Source organism: Phocaeicola fibrisolvens (assembly GCF_025567125.1).
Taxonomy (GTDB): Bacteria; Bacteroidota; Bacteroidia; order Bacteroidales; family Bacteroidaceae; genus Phocaeicola; species Phocaeicola fibrisolvens.
In genome coordinates this window covers 1-25,510 of record NZ_JAOQJI010000013.1, presented here as the reverse complement: position 1 = coordinate 25,510, position 25,510 = coordinate 1, and the positions used below count along the sequence as shown (strand labels likewise).

The 25,510-nt window shown below is 47.8% G+C and carries 17 protein-coding genes; 8 read left to right on the top strand and 9 right to left on the bottom strand.

Going from position 1 to position 25,510, the window contains the following annotated elements; translation table 11 throughout:
- Window positions 1–15 precede the first annotated feature (15 nt).
- Together OCV81_RS07530 and OCV81_RS07525 are read left to right on the top strand one after the other, a co-directional pair.
- The gene (locus OCV81_RS07530; protein WP_148329500.1) at window positions 16–1,170 is read left to right on the top strand and encodes a metallophosphoesterase; all 1,155 of its coding nucleotides are present in this window, start codon (window positions 16–18) and stop codon (window positions 1,168–1,170) included.
- A gap of 33 nt (window positions 1,171–1,203) precedes the next feature.
- Complete coding sequence (locus OCV81_RS07525; RefSeq protein ID WP_148329499.1) at window positions 1,204–1,941, top strand: lysophospholipid acyltransferase family protein; 738 nt, start codon at window positions 1,204–1,206, stop codon at window positions 1,939–1,941.
- Window positions 1,942–2,007: 66 nt separating this feature from the next.
- Here OCV81_RS07525 and OCV81_RS07520 read toward each other — a convergent pair whose 3' ends face one another.
- Window positions 2,008–2,703: a DUF4369 domain-containing protein gene (locus tag OCV81_RS07520; RefSeq protein WP_148329498.1), complete on the bottom strand. Its 696-nt coding sequence runs from the start codon at window positions 2,701–2,703 to the stop codon at window positions 2,008–2,010.
- Between the two features lie 173 nt (window positions 2,704–2,876).
- Here OCV81_RS07520 and OCV81_RS07515 point away from each other — a divergent pair, with 173 nt between their 5' ends.
- Both OCV81_RS07515 and OCV81_RS07510 read left to right on the top strand, forming a co-directional pair.
- Window positions 2,877–5,048: a S46 family peptidase gene (locus OCV81_RS07515; protein WP_148329497.1), complete on the top strand. Its 2,172-nt coding sequence runs from the start codon at window positions 2,877–2,879 to the stop codon at window positions 5,046–5,048.
- Window positions 5,048–7,210 carry a S46 family peptidase gene (locus OCV81_RS07510; protein WP_148329496.1) on the top strand — a complete coding sequence of 721 codons (2,163 nt, stop codon included), beginning with the start codon at window positions 5,048–5,050 and terminating at the stop codon, window positions 7,208–7,210. Before OCV81_RS07515 ends, OCV81_RS07510 begins: the two co-directional genes overlap by 1 nt.
- Window positions 7,211–7,258: 48 nt before the next feature.
- Here the strand turns inward: OCV81_RS07510 and xseB are convergent, their stop codons facing one another.
- The 3 genes from xseB to OCV81_RS07495 are packed head-to-tail and all read right to left on the bottom strand — an operon-like array spanning window position 7,259 to window position 10,160.
- On the bottom strand, window positions 7,259–7,468 hold the full coding sequence (gene xseB, locus OCV81_RS07505) for an exodeoxyribonuclease VII small subunit (RefSeq protein WP_022353962.1): 210 nt from the start codon (window positions 7,466–7,468) through the stop codon (window positions 7,259–7,261).
- 9 nt (window positions 7,469–7,477) lie between these two features.
- On the bottom strand, window positions 7,478–8,779 hold the full coding sequence (gene xseA, locus OCV81_RS07500; RefSeq protein WP_148329495.1) for an exodeoxyribonuclease VII large subunit: 1,302 nt from the start codon (window positions 8,777–8,779) through the stop codon (window positions 7,478–7,480).
- The gene (locus OCV81_RS07495) at window positions 8,769–10,160 is read right to left on the bottom strand and encodes a S8 family peptidase (protein WP_148329494.1); all 1,392 of its coding nucleotides are present in this window, start codon (window positions 10,158–10,160) and stop codon (window positions 8,769–8,771) included. The genes xseA and OCV81_RS07495 overlap by 11 nt, the downstream gene beginning before the upstream one ends.
- A gap of 130 nt (window positions 10,161–10,290) precedes the next feature.
- On the opposite strand from OCV81_RS07495, the gene OCV81_RS07490 reads away from it, so the two are divergent.
- The gene (locus OCV81_RS07490) at window positions 10,291–11,661 is read left to right on the top strand and encodes an MATE family efflux transporter (protein WP_148329493.1); all 1,371 of its coding nucleotides are present in this window, start codon (window positions 10,291–10,293) and stop codon (window positions 11,659–11,661) included.
- Window positions 11,662–11,741: 80 nt separating this feature from the next.
- A complete protein-coding gene (locus OCV81_RS07485) occupies window positions 11,742–12,371 on the top strand; it encodes a cytidylate kinase-like family protein (RefSeq protein WP_022353958.1) in 630 nt (209 codons plus the stop codon).
- A gap of 254 nt (window positions 12,372–12,625) precedes the next feature.
- Here the strand turns inward: OCV81_RS07485 and thrC are convergent, their stop codons facing one another.
- The 3 genes from thrC to thrA are packed head-to-tail and all read right to left on the bottom strand — an operon-like array spanning window position 12,626 to window position 17,597.
- Window positions 12,626–13,927 (bottom strand): threonine synthase, encoded by a 1,302-nt coding sequence (gene thrC / locus OCV81_RS07480; protein ID WP_148329492.1) that lies wholly within the window; start codon window positions 13,925–13,927, stop codon window positions 12,626–12,628.
- Window positions 13,928–13,938: 11 nt separating this feature from the next.
- Window positions 13,939–15,153, bottom strand: a complete 1,215-nt coding sequence (locus OCV81_RS07475; RefSeq protein ID WP_148329491.1) for a cofactor-independent phosphoglycerate mutase — start codon at window positions 15,151–15,153, stop codon at window positions 13,939–13,941.
- 11 nt (window positions 15,154–15,164) lie between these two features.
- Window positions 15,165–17,597: a bifunctional aspartate kinase/homoserine dehydrogenase I gene (thrA, locus tag OCV81_RS07470; protein WP_148329490.1), complete on the bottom strand. Its 2,433-nt coding sequence runs from the start codon at window positions 17,595–17,597 to the stop codon at window positions 15,165–15,167.
- Between the two features lie 401 nt (window positions 17,598–17,998).
- On the opposite strand from thrA, the gene radA reads away from it, so the two are divergent.
- A complete protein-coding gene (radA, locus tag OCV81_RS07465; protein ID WP_148329489.1) occupies window positions 17,999–19,372 on the top strand; it encodes a DNA repair protein RadA in 1,374 nt (457 codons plus the stop codon).
- A 235-nt stretch (window positions 19,373–19,607) separates the two neighbouring features.
- Window positions 19,608–21,824 carry a beta-N-acetylglucosaminidase gene (locus OCV81_RS07460; protein WP_262640272.1) on the top strand — a complete coding sequence of 739 codons (2,217 nt, stop codon included), beginning with the start codon at window positions 19,608–19,610 and terminating at the stop codon, window positions 21,822–21,824.
- 202 nt (window positions 21,825–22,026) lie between these two features.
- Here the strand turns inward: OCV81_RS07460 and OCV81_RS07455 are convergent, their stop codons facing one another.
- A complete protein-coding gene (locus OCV81_RS07455) occupies window positions 22,027–23,529 on the bottom strand; it encodes a DUF5723 family protein (protein WP_204434033.1) in 1,503 nt (500 codons plus the stop codon).
- Window positions 23,530–23,553: 24 nt separating this feature from the next.
- On the bottom strand, window positions 23,554–25,317 hold the full coding sequence (locus tag OCV81_RS07450) for a hypothetical protein (protein WP_148329488.1): 1,764 nt from the start codon (window positions 25,315–25,317) through the stop codon (window positions 23,554–23,556).
- Window positions 25,318–25,510 lie beyond the last annotated feature (193 nt).

The following is a 25,510-nucleotide window of genomic DNA, read 5'->3' as shown; positions in this document are numbered from 1 at the left end:
TTTAAACCTGCCAATATGATTCTATTAAGAGTATCACTTCTGTTTCTGGCCTTGTTCCTCTTGCCCGACTGGTATATCTGCAAGACCTATCTGTCGCACTGGCACAATAAAAAATGGAAGCAGAGATTCTGGTGGCCGACCCTCGTGCTGCTCTTGATTCTGGTAGTATTCCTTATCGGGCACGACCAATTGCATGAGTATTTCGGAACGTACCTGATTGTGGCCTTGTGTGTCACCATTCCGAAGACCCTCTTCATGCTGACCAGCATCTTGCTGAGACTGCTCCAGAAACTCATCCGCCGGCCTGTTCCCCATGGGAAAATCTCCTTGATTCCAGCCGTACTCGTTTTCGGATACATCCTGTTCGGTGCCCTCAAAGGCAAGGAATATTTTCAGGTGAAAGAGGTGACTTTCTGTTCGCCCGACCTACCGGAAGCCTTCAACGGCTACCGCATCCTGCAGCTGTCGGACATTCATTCCGGAAGCTGGAAAGGCAACGGGGAAGCGCTTCGGAAAGCCATTGCCCTCTGTAACCAACAAAAAGCCGACCTGGCCGTATTTACCGGCGACCTGGTCAACAGCCGAGCCGACGAGCTGGTGGAGTTCATGCCGATATTCTCCCAACTGAAAGCGCCCGATGGCGTGTATGCCGTATTAGGAAATCACGATTACGGCACCTACGTGAAGTGGGACACCGAGCATGACCGCCTGGCCAATGTAGACAGTCTGGTTGCCCGCGAAAACCGTATGGGATGGAGAATGCTGCTGAACGATTCACATATTATATATAAAGGTAAGGACTCTCTTGCCCTGGCGGGAGTAGAAAACAGCGGAAAACCTCCCTTCCCCGACCGGGGAGACCTGCCCAAGGCCCTGAAAGGAACCGACGGCATGTTCACCGTGCTGCTCAGCCACGACCCTACCCACTGGCGGAGAAAAGTGCTTCCGGACACATCCGTACAGCTGACCTTGTCGGGACACACCCACGACATGCAAATCAGTCTGTTCGGCTTTTCCGTATCCAAATTCATCTATCCGGAACACCGGGGATTGTATCTGGAAGGCAATCGTGGCTTGTATGTCAACATCGGACTGGGCTATGTGCTCTTTCCCATGCGGTTGGGAGCCTGGCCGGAGATTACGGTCATCACTTTAAAGAAAGCGAATTAACTCAAAACAACAATCAAATAACCACTACCATTTATGAGATTCTTATACATTATTTATCAAATCTGTATCGGACTACCCATTTTTCTTGTACTGACCATCCTGACGGCACTGACCACCATGCTGGGATGCTGGCTCGGCAACGGCCATTTCTGGGGATACTACCCGGGCAAGATATGGTCACAGCTTACCTGCTTCCTGTTTCTGCTCCCGGTGAAAGTGGAAGGGCATCAGCATATAGACCACAAGACGTCGTACGTGTTTGTAGCCAACCACCAAGGAGCTTTCGATATTTTCCTGATTTATGGTTTTCTGGGAAGAAATTTCAAATGGATGATGAAGAAAAGCCTGCGCAACATTCCGTTTGTAGGTAAAGCCTGTGAATCGGCCGGATTCATCTTCGTCGACAAATCCAGTCCGCGAAAAGTATACGAAACCATCAAACGGGCCGAAAAGATACTGCAGGGAGGTACTTCGCTCGTGGTATTCCCGGAAGGAAGACGAACTTTCACGGGGCACATGAATGAATTTAAGAAAGGAGCTTTCCTCATCGCCGACCAGCTGCAAATGCCCGTAGTACCCATGACCATCAGCGGTTCGTTCGACGTGCTGCCCCGCACCGGCAAACTGCTGTCGTGGCATCCGTTGAAACTGACCATCCATGAGCCTATTTACCCACAAGGTAAAGGTCAGGAAAATCTTACCCTGCTGATGGAAGAGTCTTATCAAGCCATTGAAAAGGATTTGCCGGAAAAATACAAAGGAACAAAATAAAGAAGAAAGTAGAGAAAAGAAATAAAAGAATCGTCGGGTAGGAGGGAGACTTTCTACCCGATTCTTTTAATGTTGCGGCATGCGTGCCATATTTTCACGTGCCATCGACACAAACTCCTGAATCATATAATTGTTCTTGAACGATTCTGGAGCACCGTCAAAAATTTCTTGCATCAGTGGAGTCAGGAAAGGATAAGGCATACTGTTTCCCAGCATCAGAAACACTCCCGGCCCCAACACATTTTCATAATTGTCCTGGATGAATGTCTTTGCCAACTGATTCATCTCATCGGCAATCTCTTCGCGTTTTTTCTGGATTTCCTCATGAACTGTCTGCAAGTCCTTTCCGTCCATAATCATCCGGCTCTCCTCATGCTCCACTTCGTACGCACGGTCATCAAGCGAGTTCTTCCGCACCACAAAATCATTAAAGCAATCGTTCAATGGAGTTCCCTTAATAGTTATCCCGGCATTGTCTATCTGAATGTCGATATGACCCGGCTCAATAACCAAGGGCATAATGCAATCATCGTCCATAAACAAAGAGGCCAGTACCGTAGAGTCCACCTTCCCCTGCATCTTGAATAAGCCATGAATTACTTCTGCTGAATCGATGTTCATCAATTGATTGCCCACTGGAATCTTTATAAACAACATCTTACCATCCAACATTGAAACAGATGAAGTACCTTCTATCTTATATTTCTTACTGCAAGAGGCGCAAAGGATTGCACACAACAGGAAAAAATAAAGTTTATGCATGCTCTAACCTTTTAAATTTGACGGCAAAGGTATAATCTTTCAAGGATGAGTCGAAATAAATTATCAAATTTTATACTAAGATAGTGGTTTATTACCTTTTAATTTTCCTGCATGAAAAAGCTGTGCTTTTTTTTACTATTTTTGTCCCTTGATATATTAACAATCATCACTATATGAAAAAAATTAAAGTACTCGCACTCGCACTTATTTGTGCCGTCTTCTCTCCGGCAAAAGCCGATGAAGGAATGTGGCTGCTTCAACTCATGCAGGAGCAGAACCTTGCCGACCGAATGAAAGCGCAAGGCTTGAAAATGGATATTGCGGATATCTACAACCCGGACCAGATTACCCTGAAAGATGCAGTGGGAATCTTCGGACGTGGATGTACGGGTGAAATTATTTCCCCCAACGGACTGATTCTGACGAACCATCACTGTGGCTATGATGCCATTCAACAACATAGTTCCGTGGAACACGATTACCTGACCGACGGGTTCTGGGCAAAGAGTTATCAGGAAGAACTGCCGACTCCGGGATTGACCTTCAAGTTTGTGGACCGCATCGTAGATGTAACCAATAAGGTAAACGAAGACATACAGAAAGGTAAGGTCAGTGAGATCGAATCTTTCGGAAGTAAATACCTCAAGAAACTGGCAGATGAAGAACTGAAAAAGAGTGACCTGAAAGGGAAACCGGGCATTTCCACACAAGCTCTTCCCTTCTATGAAGGAAACAAATTCTACCTGTTCTTCATCAAGACCTACAGCGACGTCCGCATGGTAGCCGCTCCCCCTTCATCCATTGGTAAATTTGGTGGAGAAACCGACAACTGGATGTGGCCGCGCCACACCGGCGACTTCTCCATGTTCCGTATCTACGCCGACAAAAATGGAAACCCGGCTGAATACAGCAAGGACAATGTGCCCTTGAAAGTAAAAAAACACCTGACGATTTCTTTGAAGGGACTGCAGGAAGGCGACTATGCCATGATTATGGGATTCCCCGGAAGCACCAGCCGTTACCTGACTGAAAGTGAGGTACGTCTGCGCATGGAAGGTACCAACATTCCGCGTATCACGGTGCGTGAAGCCCGCCAGAATATCCTCCGCAAGGAAATGGCTGCCAGCGACAAGGTACGTATCCAGTATGCCAGCAAGTTTGCCAGCTCCAGCAACTACTGGAAAAACTCCATCGGCATGAACAAGGCCATCGTAGACAACCACGTATTGGAAACAAAGGCTGAACAGGAAGCAAAATTCGCTGCTTTTGCCAAAGAAAAACAGAATGCAGACTATGAAGCTGTAGTCGGCAAAATTGATGACTACGTAAAGCGTGTGACTCCGCTCCGTACCCAGCTGACTTATTTTACCGAAACTTTCAGAAGCGGCATTGAATTTACACACAGTTCCAAGATGAAAGCTTTGCAGAATCTGGCTTCCGCACTGAAAAAGAATAAGAAAAAAGACATCGACACAGCCATCGCTACTCTGAAGGAAGCCTACGCCGATATCCACAACAAGGATTATGACCACGAAGTAGACCGGAAAGTAGCCAAGGTCTTGTTGCCTCTTTATGCAGAGAAGGTACCGGCTGAAGCTCTGCCCGATTTCTATCAAACCATTCAAAACACATTCAAAGGCGATTATGATGCCTACGTAGATGCCCTCTACGATAACAGCATCTTCGCTAATGAAAAGAATTTCAATGCCTTCATCGAACATCCGACTGCAGAAGCCATCCAGAACGATTTGTCGGCTGAATATGCCAATGCCGTCAACAAGAAGTACAAGGAACTGGCCGACCAACTGGACAAGGCAAACGGCGACATCAACCTGCTGCACAAAACCTATGTACGCGGTCTTTGCGAAATGTACGCACCGACTCCGAAAGCTCCGGATGCCAACTTCACCCTCCGTCTGACTTACGGTAACGTGAAATCGTACGATCCGAAAGACGGAATCCACTACAAATACTACACAACCCTGAAAGGCGTGATGGAAAAGGAAGACCCCAACAATCCGGAATTCGTGGTTCCGGCCAAGCTGAAAGAACTGTACGCCACCAAGAACTACGGACGTTATGCCTTGCCGAATGGCGAAATGCCGACCTGCTTCCTGACCACCAACGACATTACCGGCGGTAACTCAGGTTCTCCGGTGATGAACGGCAACGGAGAACTGATTGGAGCCGCTTTCGACGGTAACTGGGAATCTCTTTCCGGCGACATCAACTTCGACAACAACCTCCAGCGCTGCATCGCCGTAGATATCCGCTACGTGCTGTTCATCGTAGAAAAACTGGGAGGTTGCAAGAACCTGATTGACGAAATGACCATCGTAGAATAATGAAGCATAAGTTTTTACTCACTTTATTTGCCACATTCACCCTCGCCGCCCATGCGGACGAGGGAATGTGGATGCTGACCGACCTGAAGCAGCAGAATGCGGCTGTGATGCAGGACCTGGGACTGGATATCACCATCGACAAGGTATACAGCCCGGACAATATCAGCCTGAAAGATGCAGTCGTACACTTTGGAGGAGGATGTACCGGAGAGGTCATTTCTTCCGAAGGACTGGTACTGACCAACCATCACTGTGGATACGGATATATCCAACAGCACAGCTCGGTGGAACATGACTACCTGACCGATGGCTTCTGGGCCATGACGCGGGAGCAGGAACTTCCTTGCGAAGGACTGAACGTGACGTTCATCGACCGGATACTCGACGTAACGGAATACGTACAGAAACAGCTGAAGAAGTCCAAAGACCCGGACGGAACGAATTATCTTTCTCCGTCTTTCCTGGCGGGAGTGGCCGAAAAGTTTGCCAAGAAAGAACATATCCGTACCGACGAATTCACCACCCTGGAGCTGAAACCGTTCTACGGGTCCAACAAATATTATCTGTTTGTCAAAACTTCCTACAAGGACGTACGTATGGTAGGAGCTCCTCCCTCTTCCATCGGGAAATTCGGGGCAGACACCGACAACTGGATGTGGCCACGCCACTGCGGAGATTTCTCTATCTTCCGCATCTATGCCAACAAGGACGGCAAACCGGCCAAATATAGTGCGGACAACGTACCTTTGAAAGTCAAGAAACACATCGCCATCAACCTGAAAGGGGTGAAAGAAGGTGACTTCACTTTCGTGATGGGATTTCCGGGACGTAACTGGCGTTACATGATCAGTGACGAAGTGGAGGAACGTATGCAGACTACCAACTTCATGCGCGACACCATCCGCGGCGTGCGCTTGCGGGGGTTGGGCGAAGAAATGGCCAAGGACGCGCACACGCGCATCCAGTATGCGGCCAAGTATGCGTCATCGGCCAATTACTGGAAGAACGCCATCGGCATGAACGAAGGACTGGTACGCCTGAAGGTGCTCGACCGCAAGAAACGGGAACAGCAGCAACTGCTGGCCTTCGGCGATTCCATCGGCAACGACAGCTACCGGAAAGCCTACGAAACCATCAAGCAGATAGTGGCACAGCGCCATGAGGCAGTCTATCACCAGCAAGCCATTTACGAGGCTCTGATGTTGGGCACGGAATTCTTCAAAGTGCCGGATACGGAAGCATTGAAAGCAGCCTTGGAAAGCCAGAAACAGAAAGACATTGACGAAGCCGTGGCCAACCTGAGAGAAGCCGGAAAGAAGTTCTTCAACAAGGACTATAATCCGGAAGTGGACCGCAAGGTATCCAAGCAGCTCATCGCCTTGTATGCCCGGCTGATTCCGGCAGCCCAACGGATTGACATCTTCCAGACCATCGACAAGGACTTCCAGGGAAATACGGATGCTTTTGTAGACGCTTGCTTCGACCGGTCTATCTTCAGAAGCCAGGAAGCATTGGAAGCTTTTCTGGCACATCCGGATGCCGCTCAACTGGAGAACGACCTGATGGTGAAATACGCCGCTTCCGTACGCGACGGTTACCAGGCAACCAGCGAGGCCATGCAGGAAGAGACCAATGCCTACAATGCGGCCCACAAGACTTGGGTGGCAGGTATGCTGCAACTGAAAAAAGCGCACGGACAGCCTATCTATCCGGATGCCAACTCTACCCTGCGTCTGACTTATGGCAAAATCGGTTCCTACGAACCGGCCGACGGAAAAGAATACCTGTATTACACGACCCTGAAAGGGGTGATGGAAAAAGAAGACCCGAACAACCCGGAATTTGTGGTTCCGGCCAAACTGAAGGAACTATATGAAAAGAAAGACTTCGGCCCCTACGCCATGCCCGACGGACGTATGCCGGTCTGCTTTGCCACTGCTACCGACAACACGGGCGGAAACTCAGGCTCTCCGGTCTTCAACGCCCAAGGAGAACTCATCGGTACAGGCTTCGACCGCAACTATGAAGGCTTGACCGGCGACATTGCCTACAATCCTCAGTTGCAACGAGCCGCTTGCGTAGACATCCGCTATACCTTGTTCATCATCGACAAGTTTGCGGGTGCCGGTCACTTGCTCAAGGAAATGACCATTATCCGATAACCCTATCCACTAAAAAAGCCAGACTTCCCGGTCTGGCTTTTTTAGTGCTCAAGCTTGTGCGTCGCTTTCTTCTTCCAAAATCTTCTTGATTTCCGCATCGGCTTTATACAATTTGTTCTTACAGAACTTTATCAGTTTTTGGGCCTCCTGCAAGTATTCGCCCAACTGGTCAATGTCCAGTTCGTTGCTTTCAATACGGGCCACGATTTCCTCCAGGCGCTTCATGGCCTCTGAGTAGGTTTCTTTCTTTGCTGCCATATCATTGTTTCATTTGATTACTTTACTTCTGAATCGCCCCTTTGCCAGACGGGTCTCCACTTCATCCCCCGGTTTCAGCAAGGAAGCGTCTGTCACTGCTTTTCCATTCAGCAAGGTAAGACTATACCCTTTCTTCAACAAGACTTCCGGCGAAGCGGAAGACACCCGTTGCGCCAGCAGTTCCAGCCGATGTGTTTCGCGCTGCACCCGGTTCTGCAGGGCAGAAAGTACACGAGGCATCAGTTGCAAACGGTAATTTTCCTGCAGCAAACGCGACTGCCAAGCCGTCTTTATCCGGTTCTGGAAGCGCTCCTGCCGGAAGGTCTCCCGCTGCAAACGCATCTGCACCTGTCCGGGAATGCGCGTGACAAAACCTTCCAACCGTTGCTTTTCTTGCTGCAACAAGCGGGGAACTTCTTCATAAATAATTTCCTCGTATCCTTCCAATTCCTGTGCCGTCTGCCGCAGGTGATTAATCAGGAACTCGGCGGCAGCCGTCGGAGTCTTCACACGGGTATGGGCTATCAGGTCCAATACGGTATCATCACGTTCATGCCCGATTCCGGTAATGATGGGAAGCGGGAACTGGGCACAGTTCGCGGCCAGCTCGTAAGTGTCGAAACCGGAAAGATCGGAAGTGGCTCCTCCCCCTCGGATAATGACCACTACATCCCAAAGATCGCGCGTGGCATTGATACGGTCGAGGGCCTGAATGATGGACTGCTCCACCTGCTCTCCCTGCATGACCGCCTGAAAAAGATAAGGATAAAACACAAAGCCGAAGGCATTGTGCTGTAACTGGTTGCAGAAATCGCCATACCCCGCAGCTGTAGCCGATGAAATTACGGCAATCCGCTGGGTAAGTAGCGGCAGTTCCAGTTCTTTATTGAGTGTCAGGATACCCTCTTCGTCCAGCTGACGCAGAATTTCCTTCCGGCGACGTACCATATCGCCCAACGTATAAGTAGGGTCGATATTGACTACCGTCAACGAATAACCATACAGTTCATGAAAATCGACTGTGACTTTGACCAGCACTTTCAGTCCGGACACAAAAGCCTGTCCGGTTTCCCGTTCAAAATAAGCCCGCAATCTGGTAAATACGTTCGCCCATATAATCCCCCGAGCCTTGGCCAGCAGGGCATTGCCTGTGGCATCTTTCTGCACGAACTCCAGGTAACAATGCCCGGAATAGTTCACGCGTACATCGCTCAGTTCCGCCTGCACCCAATATTCATCCGGCAAGCAGGAGGTAATACTCCTCCTGACCAGTGAATTCAGCTCCAGCAAAGACAAAGGTTTATTTTCCATCGTTTCCGCTCTTCAGTTTCAATCCCAGCTGATAGGCTTTCCAGATATCCGTCACTCCATAACCGAAAATATTGTCCGGATAGGTATTACGGTCACTAGCTTCATGTACAATCTCAATCAACTGGCGGACAGTAAGCCAAGGACAAGCCTCCCACAAACAAGCCACCAGTCCGCAGAACGTAGGCGAAGCAAACGACGTACCGTTGGCAAAGGAAGTCCCCCCGTCGATACCCACTACAGCCGAATGAACCCCCATTGCCATGACATCCGGCTTGACACGTCCGTCGGCCGTATTGCCAATGGAAGAAAATGGGGCATTCACTCCCATATTGTCTATCGCCCCGATGGTCAGAATATCCTCTGCATCTGCCGGAGGCGTTATCTTTTTCCAGGTGTCCATACCAGAATTTCCGGCACTGCACACCACCAACAATCCCTTTTTGGCCGCATACGAAGCAGAAGCCGCCATCAAAGAAGTATGTCCATCGAGTTCCCGATAAGTATAATTGTCAATCGGATCGTCAAAAGAGTAATATCCCAGTGAAGTGTTCACGATATCCACCCCTACACTGTCGGCAAATTCAATGGCAGCCGCCCAATTATCCTCTTCCACCGGCTGTTCCGTATCATTATCCTCACTCCGCAACAGCCAATAACTTGCCTCGGGAGCAGTCCCGACCATTACATGGGGCATATTGGCAGCCATGCAGGAAAGTACTTTCATGCCATGATTGTGCTCTCCATAAATATCCGAATCCGGATTTACAAAATCATGTGTACCTAAGATGGAGGTTTTATGAAAAATCTTCATGGCATCCACATTGAAGAAACCGGCATCAATCACGGCAATCTGCATGCCTTGTCCCTTGAAACCTGCCAGATGCAAGCTGTCTCCATTGTGTATTTTAATCTGTTCGGAAGCCATTCCATAATAATCGTCCTGTTTTTTCCACTGGTTCTTTACCAGCTCCTTCCGTCCCGCTCCCCGGGCAGGAATGGAATCCGGAGAGACCCAGACTTTCTTTACGGAACGCACGAAAGGATTATCCAGAAAACGGAGGGCCACCGACTCATCGGGTACCTCCATCAGTACCGTATTGTTCCATTTGCTGGAAGAAACATATTCTCCCCCCTGCTCCTTCAGACGGTCTATATACACACGGCAGACAGGCAAATCGGTCGAATCGACGGCCAATCCCTGATGCGCCCGACGCGCCAATGCCCGCGACGACAAAAATTCCTCCGGATGTTCCAAAGAATAAACGGTCTTTTTCTTGTCCGTAAGCTGGACCCGATATTTGTACATAGTCTCTGCTGAAGCGCTCCCCAAGCAGGCCAACAGGCAAAAGAATAATCCTACTCTATTCACATTCATCCACATAGCTTTTATTTTTGAAGCGCAAAGATACACAAAGTTTTCCCTGATTCCGGAAAAAGACTTACCTTTGCGCGATTTTTTAGGGAATCTAAAGATTTCTGGATAACAATTAATAAGAAAAAGAATAGAGAGTATGACGTCACAAAAAGGAACAGCTACTGAGCTGGGAACAGAAAGAATTGGAAAACTATTGATGCAATATGCCATCCCAGCCATCATTGCCATGACCGCCTCCTCCCTCTACAACATGGTAGACAGTATCTTCATCGGACATGGAGTCGGGCCATTGGCTATCTCCGGACTGGCCATCACCTTTCCGCTGATGAACCTGGCCGCCGCTTTCGGCTCACTGGTAGGAGTCGGAGCCTCCACCCTCATTTCTGTCAAACTGGGACAGAAGGATTATGTTACCGCCCAGCAGATTCTGGGAAATGTAGTATCACTCAACCTGATTATCGGGATACTGTTCACCCTTGTCTGCCTGCTGTTTCTGGACCCGATTCTGTATTTCTTCGGGGCCAGCGATGCTACCCTTCCTTATGCCAGAGACTACATGATTACCATCCTTCTGGGGAATGTCATTACCCACATGTACCTGGGACTGAACTCCGTACTGCGTTCGGCCGGACATCCGCAAAAGGCCATGGCAGCCACTATCCTGACCGTGGTCATCAATACGCTGCTGGACCCACTGTTCATCTATACCTTCCACATGGGAATCCAAGGTGCCGCCATAGCCACTGTACTGGCTCAGGTTATTTCCTTATGCTGGCTCATCAAGATTTTCTGTAACAAGAATGAACTTCTGCATCTGAAAAGAGGGATTTATCGGCTCAAGACAACACTGGTGGAAAACATCATCGGTATCGGACTGGCTCCCTTCTTCATGAACCTGGCTTCCTGCTTCATCGTCATCCTTATCAACAAGGGATTAAAACTGTATGATGGGGATTTGGCTATCGGCGCGTTTGGCATTGTCAACCGCATTGTATTTTTATTTGTCATGATTGTGATGGGACTGAACCAAGGGATGCAGCCCATTGCCGGCTATAATTTCGGTGCCCAGCACTACCATCGGGTAAACCAAGTCATGAAATATACCGTCATCGCCGCCACCATTGTAACGACCAGCGGCTTCCTTGTGGGAGAACTGATGCCAGAACTGGCCGTATCGGCCTTTACAACGGATGCACAGCTCATACAGCTGAGCGCAAAAGGATTGCAGGTGGTCGTCCTGTTTTTCCCCATCATCGGTTTTCAGATGGTGACCTCCAACTTCTTCCAAAGCATCGGTATGGCCAAGAAAGCCATCATCCTTTCTCTGAGCCGACAGGTCCTGATTCTGATTCCCTGCCTGCTAATTCTTCCTCTCTTTTGGGGAGTAGAAGGCGTGTGGTACAGCATGCCGATTTCAGATATCACAGCCAGTATCATTGCAGGCACCATGCTCTATGCCCAATTCAAACAATTCAAGCAACAACATGCAGCCCAATCCAAGCGCTGACGAAAATAAACGATAAAAAAGTCGCATTTTTCCGTAGAATGATTTATATTTGCTTTATATCAAACTAAAGAAGTTACACTATGGACGGACATTATGTGATTAATCTCGGACGTCAGCTGGGAAGTGGCGGAAAAGAGATTGGTGAGAAACTGGCGAATGAACTAGGCATTGCTTTTTATGATAAGGAATTGATCAATCTGGCTTCGGAGGAAAGTGGACTCTGCAAGGAATTTTTCGAGAAAGCAGACGAAAAAGCCTCTCAGACTATTTTGGGAGGACTGTTCGGCACGCGGTTCCCGTTCATCACGGAGGGAGCCTATCCCTACAATTCCTACTTGAGCAACGACTCTCTGTTCAAGATTCAGAGTGATGTCATCCGTCAGCTAGCTGAAAAGCAATCGTGCCTGTTTGTCGGACGCTGCGCGGATTATATTCTCCGCGACCACCCGCGATGTGCCAATGTCTTTGTTTCGGCCTCTCCCGAAGCCCGTATCGAACGACTGATGAAACTGCACCACATCAGTGCCGAAGATGCAGAAGACTTGATGGAAAAAGCCGATAAGAAACGTTCGTCTTACTACAATTATTACAGTTACAAGACATGGGGAGCGGCAGCTACTTATCATTTATGTATTGACTCCTCCGTATTGGGGATTGACGGCACCGTAGAGTTCATCAAGAAATTTGTGACCCTGAAGCTTCATCTTTAAAAAGAAAAAACATAACCTAAAAAGGAAGGGACCGTTCATTTCCATTTGAATGATCCCTTCCTTTTTTTCATCAGCCAAACCACTACTATTCAAGCAGTTGGAAAAGCTGAGTTTATGATATGCTGTCAACTCAGTACTTCCTTTAAAGTACTGGAGTACTCCCCTGAAAGTACTGCAGTACTTCTTAGGCAGTACTAAAGTACTTCCTAGGAAGTACTGAGAACTTACTCTTATCCTAGTCTGCGTCCGAACAATTACTGCTTCATCAGGTAAGCCTTGAAAGCCGCAAAATCTTTTGACATCGGTATGCTCTGTTTGGTTCCTTTCATGAAGGCCTGAAGTTTTTCCGGTATTTTCACCTCTACCCCAATGATACTTTCTACAGTCTGCAAGAATTTGGCCGGATGAGCGGTCTCCAGGAATACACCCACTTCGCCCTCCTTCAGTTCTTCCGCTAAAGCCCGGTATCCGCATGCCCCATGGGGATCCAGCAGATAACCCGTTTCTTCATACACCTTCTGTACCGTTTCCCGAATCTGGTCATCGGTATAGGTTTCTCCACTGATTTCGGAAGCGATGGCCTCATGGCTGCCGTCGTACAAATCCAATACACGGGCAAAGTTACTTGGGTCGCCCACATCCATGGCATTGGCAATTGTAGCCACAGAAGGACGTGGACTGTATTTCCCTGTCTTCAGGTACTGATAGAATATGTCATTCCGGTTATTGGCGGCAATGAAACGCTTCACGGGGAGTCCCATGCGCTTGCCAAACAACCCGGCAGTGATATTCCCGAAATTTCCACTCGGTACACAGACTACCAAATTGTCGGCTTTACCGATTTTCTTCATCTGCGCATAGGCATAGAAATAATAAAATGCCTGAGGCAAGAAACGGGCCACATTAATGGAGTTGGCGGAAGTGAGCTGCATGTGTTCGTTCAATTCCTTATCCATGAACGCACTCTTCACCAGTGCCTGGCAATCATCGAACGTACCGTCCACCTCAATGGCCGTAATATTATGTCCGAGGGTAGTAAACTGCTTTTCCTGAATCTCGCTGACTTTTCCCTTCGGGTAGAGCACATATACATGGATACCTTCTACTCCCAGAAAACCGTTTGCCACGGCACTTCCCGTATCACCCGAAGTGGCCACCAGCACATTGACCTGCTTTTTCCCTTCCTTGCGGATAAAATACCCCAGCAGACGCGCCATAAAACGACCGCCTACATCCTTAAACGCCAGCGTCGGTCCATGAAACAGTTCCAAAGAATAAATATTATCTTTCACCTTCACTGCCGGCACATCGAAATTCAAGGTATCATATACAATCTGTTTCAGAGTCTCTGCAGGTACATCTTCTCCAAAGAAGGCATCGGCCACCTTATAAGCTATCTCAGGGAAAGAAAGCGTATCAATCTCGTCAAAAAAAGACTGCGGCAATGCCTTTATCTCGCGAGGCATATACAAGCCCTTATCAGAAGCCAGTCCTCTCACTACAGCCTCTTCCAAAGTAGCGTCCAGCGCTTTTCCGTTTGTACTGTAATACTTCATATTGCAATTTGTTACTGAATGTGCATAAATAAATTCATAAACTCGTCTTTTTCCATCAAGCCGTATCCGCCTTCCTTACAGCTTATTTCATCATAGGTCTGCACGGAATCGGGCACAATACCCGGATAATAAATCAAAAACGGGATAGGCTCATTGGTATGTGTCCGTAACTCGCAAGGAGTAGGATGGTCGGGCAACACCGCAATAGCGACAGGTTCATCCCATTGTTTCACCGCCTCATAGACCGGCCCCACAATCCGACGGTCCAGATTTTCAATCGTCTGCAACTTCAACGGCACATCTCCTTCATGTCCGGCCTCATCGCTGGCCTCCACATGCAGATACACAAAGTCGTCGGTTTTCAAGGCTTCAATGGCTGCCTGGGCTTTTCCTTCGTAGTTGGTATTGTATAGTCCGGTGGCCCCTTCCACATCAATGCAGCGCAAACCGGCATAACGCCCGATACCCCGAATCAAATCGACCGCCGTAATCACCGCTCCCTTATGGATGGACGGATATTTCTCGGCCAAGGGTTCCATCTGCGGACGGTATCCCGGGCTCCAAGGCCAGATGCTATTAGCCGGGTCCTTTCCTTCCGCCACCCGTTTCAGATTGACCGGATGAGTGGGCAGCAGTTGTTGTGACTTCAAAATCAAATCATTCAACAATTCGGCTGTTTCCTGTGCTTCCGGACACAAAGCCTTCACCAAATTCGGGCGGAAAGGCTGCAAAGGGATATCATGCGGAGGCACACAGGCCAGCCGTTTGTCTCCTCCTTTTATCACCAGCAGATGACGATACTGCACACCGGTATAGAAATGAATACGGTCGGAGCCCAGTTTTTCATCCAGGAAACGAATCAGTTCATCGGCTTCCTCGGTCGTGATATGCCCGGCAGAATGGTTCTTCAAAATATCTCCTTCCACACATACGATGTTACACCGCATGGCCATGTCCCCTTCCTGAAGGTCTACTCCGATACTAGCAGCTTCCAGCACCCCACGGCCTTCGTAAACCTTGGGCAGGTCATATCCCATTACCGACATATTGGCCACCTCACTCCCAGGATGAAATCCGTCGGCTACGGTCTTCAACATACCCGTACGTCCCATGCGTGCCAGTTTGTCCATATAAGGAGTCTGTGCATACTGCAACAGGGTCTTTCCTCCCAGCGACGGAACAGCCCAGTCGGCCATGCCGTCGCCCAATATAATAAGATGTTTCATGACTGTCTGTTTTAAATATTGGCAATGCTCATAATATCCGCAAATACTCCTGCAGCGGTTACACTAGCACCCGCTCCATAGCCTTGAATCAGCATCGGATATTCATTGTAACGTTCGGTGGTGAGCAGAATAATGTTATTAGTACCCGCCAGATTATAGAACGGATGGTTGCTGTCCACTTCCTGCAAAGCCACTTTTCCATGTCCGCTTTCCAGACTGGCTACAAAGCGCCAGCGTTTTCCTTCCCGTTCCACTTCGCGGCGACGCTCTTCGAATTCCTTATCCAATTTGGGAATGTTCTTCCAGAAATCATCCAGCGTACCTTCAAAATATTGATTAGGAATGAACAGATGAGTTTCCACGTCTTCCTGGTTCAAACGATAACCCGCTTCACGAGCCAGAATTACCAGTTTCCGGATAACGTCCTTTCCACTCAAGTCTACTCGCGGATCGGGTTCTGAATAACCGTCTTCCTTCGCCTGACGGATGGTCGCACTCAACGGCATGTCGGCACTGATACGGTTGAAGATATAGTTCAACGTACCGCTTACCACCGCTTCAATCTTCAAGATCTTATCTCCACTGTTTATCAGGTCGTTGATGGTATTGATAACCGGTAATCCCGCTCCTACGTTAGTTTCAAACAGAAACTTGACTCCCCGCTGACGGGCTATTTTCTTCAATTCCGCATAAATATCATATTCCGAAGAAGCCGCAATCTTGTTGGCAGCCACTACCGATACGTTGTGACTCAACAAGTCCTTGTAGAGGGCCGCGATATCCGGACTGGCAGTACAATCCACAAATACCGAATTGAAGATATTCATCCCTACAATCTCATCCCGGAGCACCTGCGGAGATGAAGGAGAACCTTTTTCATCCAATTCCTCCCTGAAATGCTCCAAATCAATTCCTGCACGGGTAAACAACGCCTTATGTCCGTTGGCAATTCCTACCACATGCAGTTTCAATCCCCGTTCCTGTTTCAATTTCTCCTGCTGACCATGAATCTGCTCTATCAGGCTGGAACCCACTGTTCCTGTGCCACAAATAAACAAATTCAAGACCTGGTATTCTGACAGAAAGAACGAATCGTGAATCACGTTCAATGTTTTCCGTAAAGAAGCACCGTCTACCACAAAAGAGATATTGGTTTCCGAAGCTCCCTGCGCACAGGCAATGACATTGATGCCGTTTCGTCCCAAGGTACCGAACAGTTTACCGGCAATACCCGGTGTATGCTTCATATTCTCACCCACAATGGCTACAGTGGCCAAATTGCCTTCTGCCTTCATCGGAGAAATTTCTCCCATTTCTATTTCTTTGGCAAATTCCTCATTCAATACTTCACAAGCCAGTTCTGCATCTTCATTTCTTACTCCGATGGAAGTAGAGTTCTCGGAAGAAGCCTGCGAAACGAGGAACACACTGATGCCATTCTCTGCCAAGGTCTTAAAAATACGGTGATTGACTCCAATCACGCCCACCATACCCAGACCGGTCATGGTAATCAGGCAAGTATCGTTGATGGACGAAATACCCTTGATAGGCTTGGAAGAATGGTCTGCATCCTGCTTGACGATAGTACCTGGTGCCTCCGGATTGAACGTATTCTTAATCAGAATCGGAATATTCTTGTGACACACCGGATAAATGGTCGGTGGATACACCACCTTCGCCCCGAAGTTGCACAACTCCATGGCTTCCACATAGCTCAGCTCCTTAATCGGATAAGCCGTACTGATAACCTTCGGATCGGCTGTCATAAAGCCATCCACATCCGTCCAAATTTCCAAAATGTCCGCATCCAATGCTGCCGCAATGATAGAAGCCGTATAATCCGAACCACCCCGTCCCAGGTTGGTGACCTCACCGGTATTCTTGTCGGTCGAAATAAATCCCGGCACGACGGATACGTCTGGAATTTCGCTGAATGTCTCACGTACCAGCTGATTGGTAAGTTCCGAATCCAGAATATGCTTGTTATGTTTTTTCTCTGTCTTGATAAATGTACGGGAGTCGAACCACACAGCTCCTTGAATCAAGGTAGCTACGATAATGGAAGACAGCCGTTCTCCATAGCTCACAATAGTAGCCGAAGTCTTGGGAGAAAGATCCCGAATCAAATAAATCCCCTGAAAAATATCCTTCAATTCGCTTAGCAGTTCATTCACCAAATCCAGAAGCAATTCCCTGCCTCTTCCTGCCGGAATGACCGTGTACACCATTTCTATATGGCGATTCACGATTTCTTTCATTTCCTTTTCATAAGAATCATCGCCCGAAGCAGCCATTTTCGAAGTACAAATCAACTTGTCGGTAATGCCTCCCAATGCGGAAACAACTACAATCACTTTGTCATCCACTCCTTCTACAATACGCTTCACGCTTAACATGCTATTGACGGAACCTACGGATGTGCCGCCGAATTTCAATACTTTCATAGATTATCATTATTTTTTATATCCGAACCCATACAGTCCGGTTCATTCCCATGAGACAGTTGCAACTTGCACCTTCCGAATGGGAACAATAAATTAAATTAAAGTTGAATGAATAAAATAATTGAATTGTCTGCATCCGCAGACGTGTATCACGTAGAAACACCAAACATACTATCCTTTACCCCCTAGGGGTCATCCCTGTGGCAGAAGTAATAAAAGGCATATACCCATGCCCCTTCAACAAGATGATATGAAGACAGCGTTCAGTCATAGATTATTGTTTTTCTGCTGGCAAATATAACAACATTTTTCTACAAACGCACATTTAAATGATATTTTTTTGGCAGAATCAGAAATAAACATAAGTTTTCGTACCTTTGTCTGAAATTAGTGTGACAAATATGGCAAAAGAAAAAACAGTATATGTCTGCACGAATTGCGGACAAGAATCCCCGAAATGGGCCGGGAAATGTCCCTCTTGCGGACAGTGGAACACATTTGTAGAAGAAGTGGTCCGGAAAGAAGCCCCCGTGGCCAAGCATGTGGCGCACGGCATTGAATCGGTACGTTCCAAACCTCAGCCTCTCAAAGATATCGCATCCGATGAGGAACAGCGGATTGACATGGGCGACGAGGAACTCAACCGGGTATTGGGAGGAGGACTTGTGCAAGGCTCTCTGACTCTGATTGGCGGAGAGCCCGGTATCGGCAAATCTACCCTGGTACTTCAGACCGTACTCCGGCTTGCCCACAAAAAGATTCTTTATGTATCCGGCGAAGAAAGCGCCCGTCAGCTCAAACTCCGGGCCGTCCGTATCCCTCATCCAGAGAATGAAAATCTGCTGATAGCCTGTGAGACTTCATTGGAACAAATCTTCACCCATATCAAAAATGCCGCTCCCGACTTGGTCATTATCGACTCCATCCAAACCATTTCTACCGAAAACATTGATTCCTCTCCCGGCAGCATCGTACAGGTAAGAGAATGTACTGCCTCTCTCTTGAAGTTTGCCAAAGAAACCGGTACCCCTGTCATCCTCATCGGACACATCAACAAAGAAGGCAGCATTGCCGGACCAAAGGTACTGGAACACATCGTGGATACGGTGCTGCAATTCGAAGGAGACCAGCACTACATGTACCGCATCCTACGCAGCATCAAGAACCGCTTCGGAAGTACTGCCGAGCTGGGTATCTACGAGATGCGGCAGGACGGACTACGGCAAGTGAGCAACCCATCCGAGCTACTACTTACCCAAGATCATGAGGGCATGAGCGGGGTAGCCATCGCCGGAGCCGTGGAAGGCGTACGCCCTTTCCTGATTGAAGTCCAGGCATTGGTCAGCACGGCAGCCTACGGTATGCCGCAACGTTCTGCCACCGGCTTCGACCTCCGACGCATGAACATGCTACTGGCCGTACTGGAAAAGCGGGTCGGCTTCAAACTGGCACAGAAAGACGTGTTCCTGAACATTGCCGGAGGACTGAAGGTCAACGACCCGGCCATCGACCTGGCCGTCATCAGTGCCATTCTTTCCAGCAACATGGATTCTGAAATTGAAACGGGAGTTTGCATGGCAGGCGAAGTAGGCCTGAGTGGAGAAATCCGTCCGGTCAACCGCATCGAACAGCGCATCAGTGAAGCCGAAAAACTGGGATTCCAGCGGATGCTTATCCCCAAGCACAACCTTTCAGGCATTGACCGCAAGAAAATCAAAATAGAACTTGTGCCGGTCAGAAAAGTGGAAGAAGCTTTCCGGGAATTGTTTGGATAAGCCCCACACTGCTGAATCAGAAAAAAACAATTCCTGCTTAAGGAAAAAGGGTACACTTCGGGAATAAAAAATACATCAAAGCCTACTTGAACGAATACAATAAAATAATACGAACAAAAGGAAGGAGCTTTTCAGTTGAACAGCCTCTTCCTTTTTTTATACAGTTTTTTGTAAGGATGCTCCAATTTATGTATGTTTGCAATCTCATTTATTATCCCAATATCTAATAAAATCCATGAAACATTATTTACTTCCTTTATTCTACATGGTTTTGGGTACCACACCTATTCTGGCACAAACCGATGCCAGTTTGCTTCAGCCCAAGGTCCAAGAGTTTAAATCGGACAAACAGGGAAAAACCATAGTCGTACCGCAATCTTACCAGCTCATCCTGAGCGAAGGCAGCTGCCCGCATGCCGTCGAAGCCCTGCAACAGTTTCTCCCCAACAAACAGAGAAAGACCGAATTCAAAATTATTCTCGGCAAGAAAGGCGATGAAGCTATTAAGAAATATGCAAAAAAAATTCCATCGCACAAAGAAGGTTATTTTATAGAAGTGAACGACAACAGTATCGTGATTGCCGGTGCAGATGCACGAGGTACCTTCTACGGCGTGCAGACCTTATCACAGATGGTACGTCAAGGCGATTTGAGCATTTGTACCATTCAGGACTATCCCGACATTGCCTTCCGTGGTGTGGTGGAGGGATTCTACGGAACTCCCTGGAGCCACGAAGCCCGTATGCACCAAATCGAATTCTACGGAAAGAACAAAATGAATACGTATATCTATGGCCCGAAAGACGACCCGTATCACTCTTCCCCCAATTGGCGAAAGCCTTATCCGGAAAAGGAAGCGGCTCAGATTCATGAGCTCATCGAGCAGGCTACCCGCCACGAAGTGAACTTCGTATGGGCCATTCATCCGGGAAAGGACATTAAATGGACAGATGCCGACCGCGATGCCCTGATTCAGAAATTCGAAGCCATGTACCAGTTGGGAGTACGCTCCTTTGCCGTGTTCTTCGACGATATTTCAGGCGACGGTACAGAGCCCGTACGCCAAGCTGAACTGCTGAACTACATTGACAACCATTTTATCCAGAAGAAACACGATGTGAGCCCTCTGGTGATGTGTCCTACGGAATACAACAAGAGTTGGTCGAACGTGAAAGGTGGGTATCTGACTACCTTGGGAGAGAAACTCAATCCCAGCATCCATGTCATGTGGACCGGCGACCGGGTGATTGCCTGCATCGACAAACCGACGCTGGACTGGATCAACCCGCTCATCAAGCGTAAAGCCTATATCTGGTGGAACTTCCCGGTAAACGACTATGTGCGCGATCATCTGCTCCTAGGGCCAGTATACGGCAATGCCAAAGGTATCCAGGACGATATGTCCGGCTTCGTATCCAACCCGATGGAACACGCGGAATCTTCCAAAATTGCGTTGTACAGCGTAGCCGACTACACCTGGAACCTGGACACTTACGACAGCATCCCGTCATGGAAGCACGCCATTCAGAACCTGCTGCCCCAGAAATCCGCCTATTTGGAAACCTTTGCCACACACTGTTCAGATTTAGGACCTAACGGGCATGGATTCCGCCGCGACGAGAGTGTTCCTCTGCAGCCGATGCTGAAAGCACTAGCACAAGATATGCACCATACCGAGGCGATTGACAGTGTGCTCCGGGAATGTATGCGCCTGGAAACGGCCTGCGATATACTTTTGGCCGACAACGAAAATCCCGCCCTCATCCACGAGATGCGTCCTTGGCTGAAACAAGGTAAGCTACTCGGTGAATACGGCCAGTGTGTACTACAAATGGTCAAAGCACTGGATGGAAAAGACACTGCTTTCAAGACCTATTACGACCGTGCCCGCGCCTTGCAAACGCAGATGTATGAACTGGATATGACTGAAAACCAAAACCCATACCAGCCGGGAGTGAAAGTGGGAAGCCTCATCCTGCTACCTACTTTGAACCAAGTATACACGCAAGTAACCAGTGCCTATAATGCACAATATAAAACCCACTTGGAAACCAAGGCCGAATACAACCCTTACACGCTGACCAGTGATGTACCTCAACTGAAGAATCAGGTAGTACGCGCCCGCCATCAGAACGTGAATGTGTCACCATCCAATGAGGTCATCAAATGGCCAGCCGGTGCCATGCTACAGATTGCCGTAGACCAACCGGTACACTTCGAGGCCCTGACCATGGACTTAGGTACCCCGGGAGTAGCTCCGCAATTCACGCTGGAAGTGAGCCGTGACGGTCAGGAGTGGCAGGTCGTTCCTCTGTCACAGGCAGCCGAAAAAACGGAAATCACTGCTTCCATCCCGACTGACACCTCCTTGAAGTATGTCCGTCTGACCCATAAATCCGGACAGGAGACTCAAGTTTACTTCAAGAAGTTCTCCTTGAAAGTACAAAAATAAAGAATGGATAACGACTCCAGAAGAGGCTGTCTCAAATTGAAATATAATTTGAGATGGCCTTTTTTGTGTCTGCAAAAAAATCGGGCAAGCCCAAACTTCGCTCAGCCCAAACTGAGCCGTCTCCCTCACTTTTTATATCTTAGGAAATCAAAATAATATATCCCAAAGAGGATGTAAAGGACTGAACCTCCATACAATGATATTAAGGTTTATGTTTCGGACCAAAAGAAAAATTAATGCCCAGATTCACGTTTGCAGAGAAACGGTTTATCGGAATCCAATACTTCGGTGTATATTTTCCCATTGGCACATCTGCAGCCACAAAGAAATTGAAACCTTCTGGATGGAAATTCAACATCAGTCCTGTGCTGGAACCAAAATTAGAAAGTGCGTAGTTCAAAGAAGCTTCAAACCAAGACAAAGGCGATACATTGGCAGAGATACGTGCTTCTGTCCAAGAATGACGGCCCTGAAAACGAGAAGTAGAAAGGAAGCCCATTTTCAGATGACGGTAAACCGGCAAGGTATATTCAGCCCCCCAATGCAGGGTAGCCGCCAGTGCCGTAGTCTGTTTCAAACCTTCTCCCTCTTTGGTAAATTTAGCCATCTGCTTCAAATCATCCCCGACCCGTGCACCTTGTTGTCCGATAGCATTCGGGTCTTCACCTCCCTGTTCCGATTTGATGGGTATCTCATGAAAGCCCTCAAATTCAAAAGCATGGTTCATGCCCGCTTTCACGGTGTTTTCCCAACGAATGAAACCCACATCCAAGAGAGCGGCCGAAAAAGTCCAGTTTTCATTCCATCGAAAGGTAGCTCCCCCATCGAATGCCAATCCTACTCCCGTAGGTCGCATCTTCCGGGATTCAAAACTCAAGTCATCATACGAAATCAGTTGTCCGGCCCCCGGTTTCAATTTGTCCGTGCGGTTTCCATTGGCATCCAGTTCATAATCACTCGAATCATAATGCCCTGTCTCTCCCCGCGTAGGAACAGACAACCCTTTTGCCGAGACATAAGCCTGTGCCCCCGAAGGCGTAATCTTCCACGCATACGGAGTAGCCTCAATATCCAAATGATCTATTTTTACTGTAGCCCTGGCCAGTCCTACCAGCAACTTGGTCTTCACACCTACCGTCCATTTTTCGTTAATCTGCCGAGCATGTCCCAGCGCAATTTCCGCATAATTGACAGTCATCAAATGCAGGTTGTCCACACTGTAATGGCTTCCTTCGGGAATATCCACTCCATTTTTCATAAACCGGAACAGCTGATCGGGAACAGAGACATTGGCATGACTTTTTATCGACAGCCCCAACGTATTAAATCCTCCCCATGCATAAAACCCTGCCGACAAGAGACTTTCGTTCAGCTCCAATCCTATTTTTACTCGTTTGGGTAACCCGTTTAAAAACGCTTTCCGGTCTACTTCCTCGTGCATGAAAGTCATCAAGCCTCCATTTGACTTCACAAACAGAAAATCACCGATTCCGGCTGTTCCCTGAGCGCCGACCGACAAATTCCCCAATCCGGGCATACTGACATATCCTTTTTCACTCATCCATGCCGGATTCAATTCATGACGAACAGAAATTCCTTCTAAAAAGTAAGCAGCACGATTCATCTGAGACTGCGCCATCACTTCATTCTTGCCTACAAAAACAATTCCTCCAGACAATATCGCACACAAAAAGATTCTCTTCATTTGTTTTCTTTTCCTCGTTCGTTATCAATTCAAATCCACATTCACACCTCCTGGAACCGACACTTTCAGATTTGTCACTTTCAACCATTTTGTATCTTTCAAAGGTACTCCCGTAGCACTGCCTGAGACACCCGTCATTCGAAAGCAAATCCGGTCCAATTTGGACAAGAATGCCTTGTCCTCGGCCTGTAGCCTTAAAATAATCTCACTGTCAGCAGGGGTTTCTCCATCGGTACTTTCTGCCACATATCGCTCGTCTTCTTCCATTTGCTTGACAACGCCCGCCAGTTCTTCACCATACACATCTTTCAACTGTACATTTTCCGGACTCAACTGCAACCTCAAAGGTATGGCATTTCGGACCGACAAGATCAGATTCACCTGCTTTAAGTTCAATTTATTGAGATCCTTCAAATCCTTATGCAAGTTCCGAATAGAATCTGTATATACAATCTGCAAATCATGCTCAAAGCTTAATGGGATATCCACATCATAACTTGCCGGCAACTCATATTTCCGTCCCAACTCCACTTCATAATAAGCCTCATTTCTAACTACCGGGGTCAAAATGACATCAATAAAATCGGGGACCACCCCCAGCAAATCATTCATATCTTCCACCTTTACATTGACCGCCCCTTTTACAGCACTCTGTCCCAGTCGCGACAATGCAATGACATTTTCACCGGGAAACAGCAACAAAGGCTGTTTATTATATCCACGCCCCACAAAAACACTTCTTTCCATCAGTTCCACCTCTCCTTTTCCCGGTATAAACACACCGTCTATTTCCACCTCCGTCTGCAAAGGATTATCCACTTTGAAGACTATTACCGGATTGGTAATATCCAAATGGGTAGATTCATTTCTCAGGAAATCCGGAAGGCCCTCTAATTTAATACGAGCCACATCTGTATCTATTTCCGGTTGGATTACCCCCGTCACATAATCCATCTTCATTTCTCCCAAAGCTATATTAGGTACCAAAACCAGCGAACCATGCCCCATTGTACCTGTAGTAACCACGGAACCAGTCATCGACAGACGACCTTCTATGCGCATGTTCCGTTCCTCATCCGGCGAAACTCCTTGACCGACAGCATTTCCAAATCGGTAGCCAGTCACCTTCAAAGTACGTGAGAACGATGCCCCGTACGCCGACAAGACAAGGCCATCCAGACTCAATCGGTTGCCAGACAATCCTTCCTGTCCTTCTTCAAATTCCACAAAATCCGGAAATTCAACAGTGAGCTTTTCAGCTTTCACCTGACGGTAATCCAGCCCCAACCTTTCAAAATTGAACGTCAGTTTCAACTCCGTCGGAACCTTTGTCCGCAATGCCCCCAATTCCTTTAACGCATTGTCTACCCCTCTAGCCGTTACTTCAAAATAACCGGCAGACGACACATCTGCCCTACATTCCATTTCGGAAGAAGTTGCCGGTTGGACGATTTCCTTGGGAAGCAACCCCGTTACAATTTCTCCGAGAGTCACTTGCGAAACCGTAATCGGTTTCACATTCAGCCAGCCATAATGGGTGAGGTGATACACGCGGGTAACCGCATCCACCTGCAGCATGCCATCCTCTTCCAAGGAAATCAGCTTGCTCAAGAAAGTTGTATCCGTACTTCCTACAGGAAAGGTCAGGTACTCCCCTCCCACATTTATTGTCATATCGATATCCTTATCCAGGTCGTAACGACTGTCCACACACGAAACTCCCCACCACGGAAGCAGGAGCCAAAACCATCCCAATGGCATTCTTCTTCTCAACTTGTACTTCATCATCTTTATGTGAAAAAATAGATATCCTTTATATTAACGGATTTCATCCATAAAGGTTGAGAAAAAAAAGACAGAAAAATTTACTTTTTTACCAATTCAAATAGTATTAAATCAAAAGAGGCCGTCTCAAAATGAATTGAGATGGCCTCTGTCGTTTCATATCAGATTGAAGTCGTTTGGATTTTCCTCAAAAAAA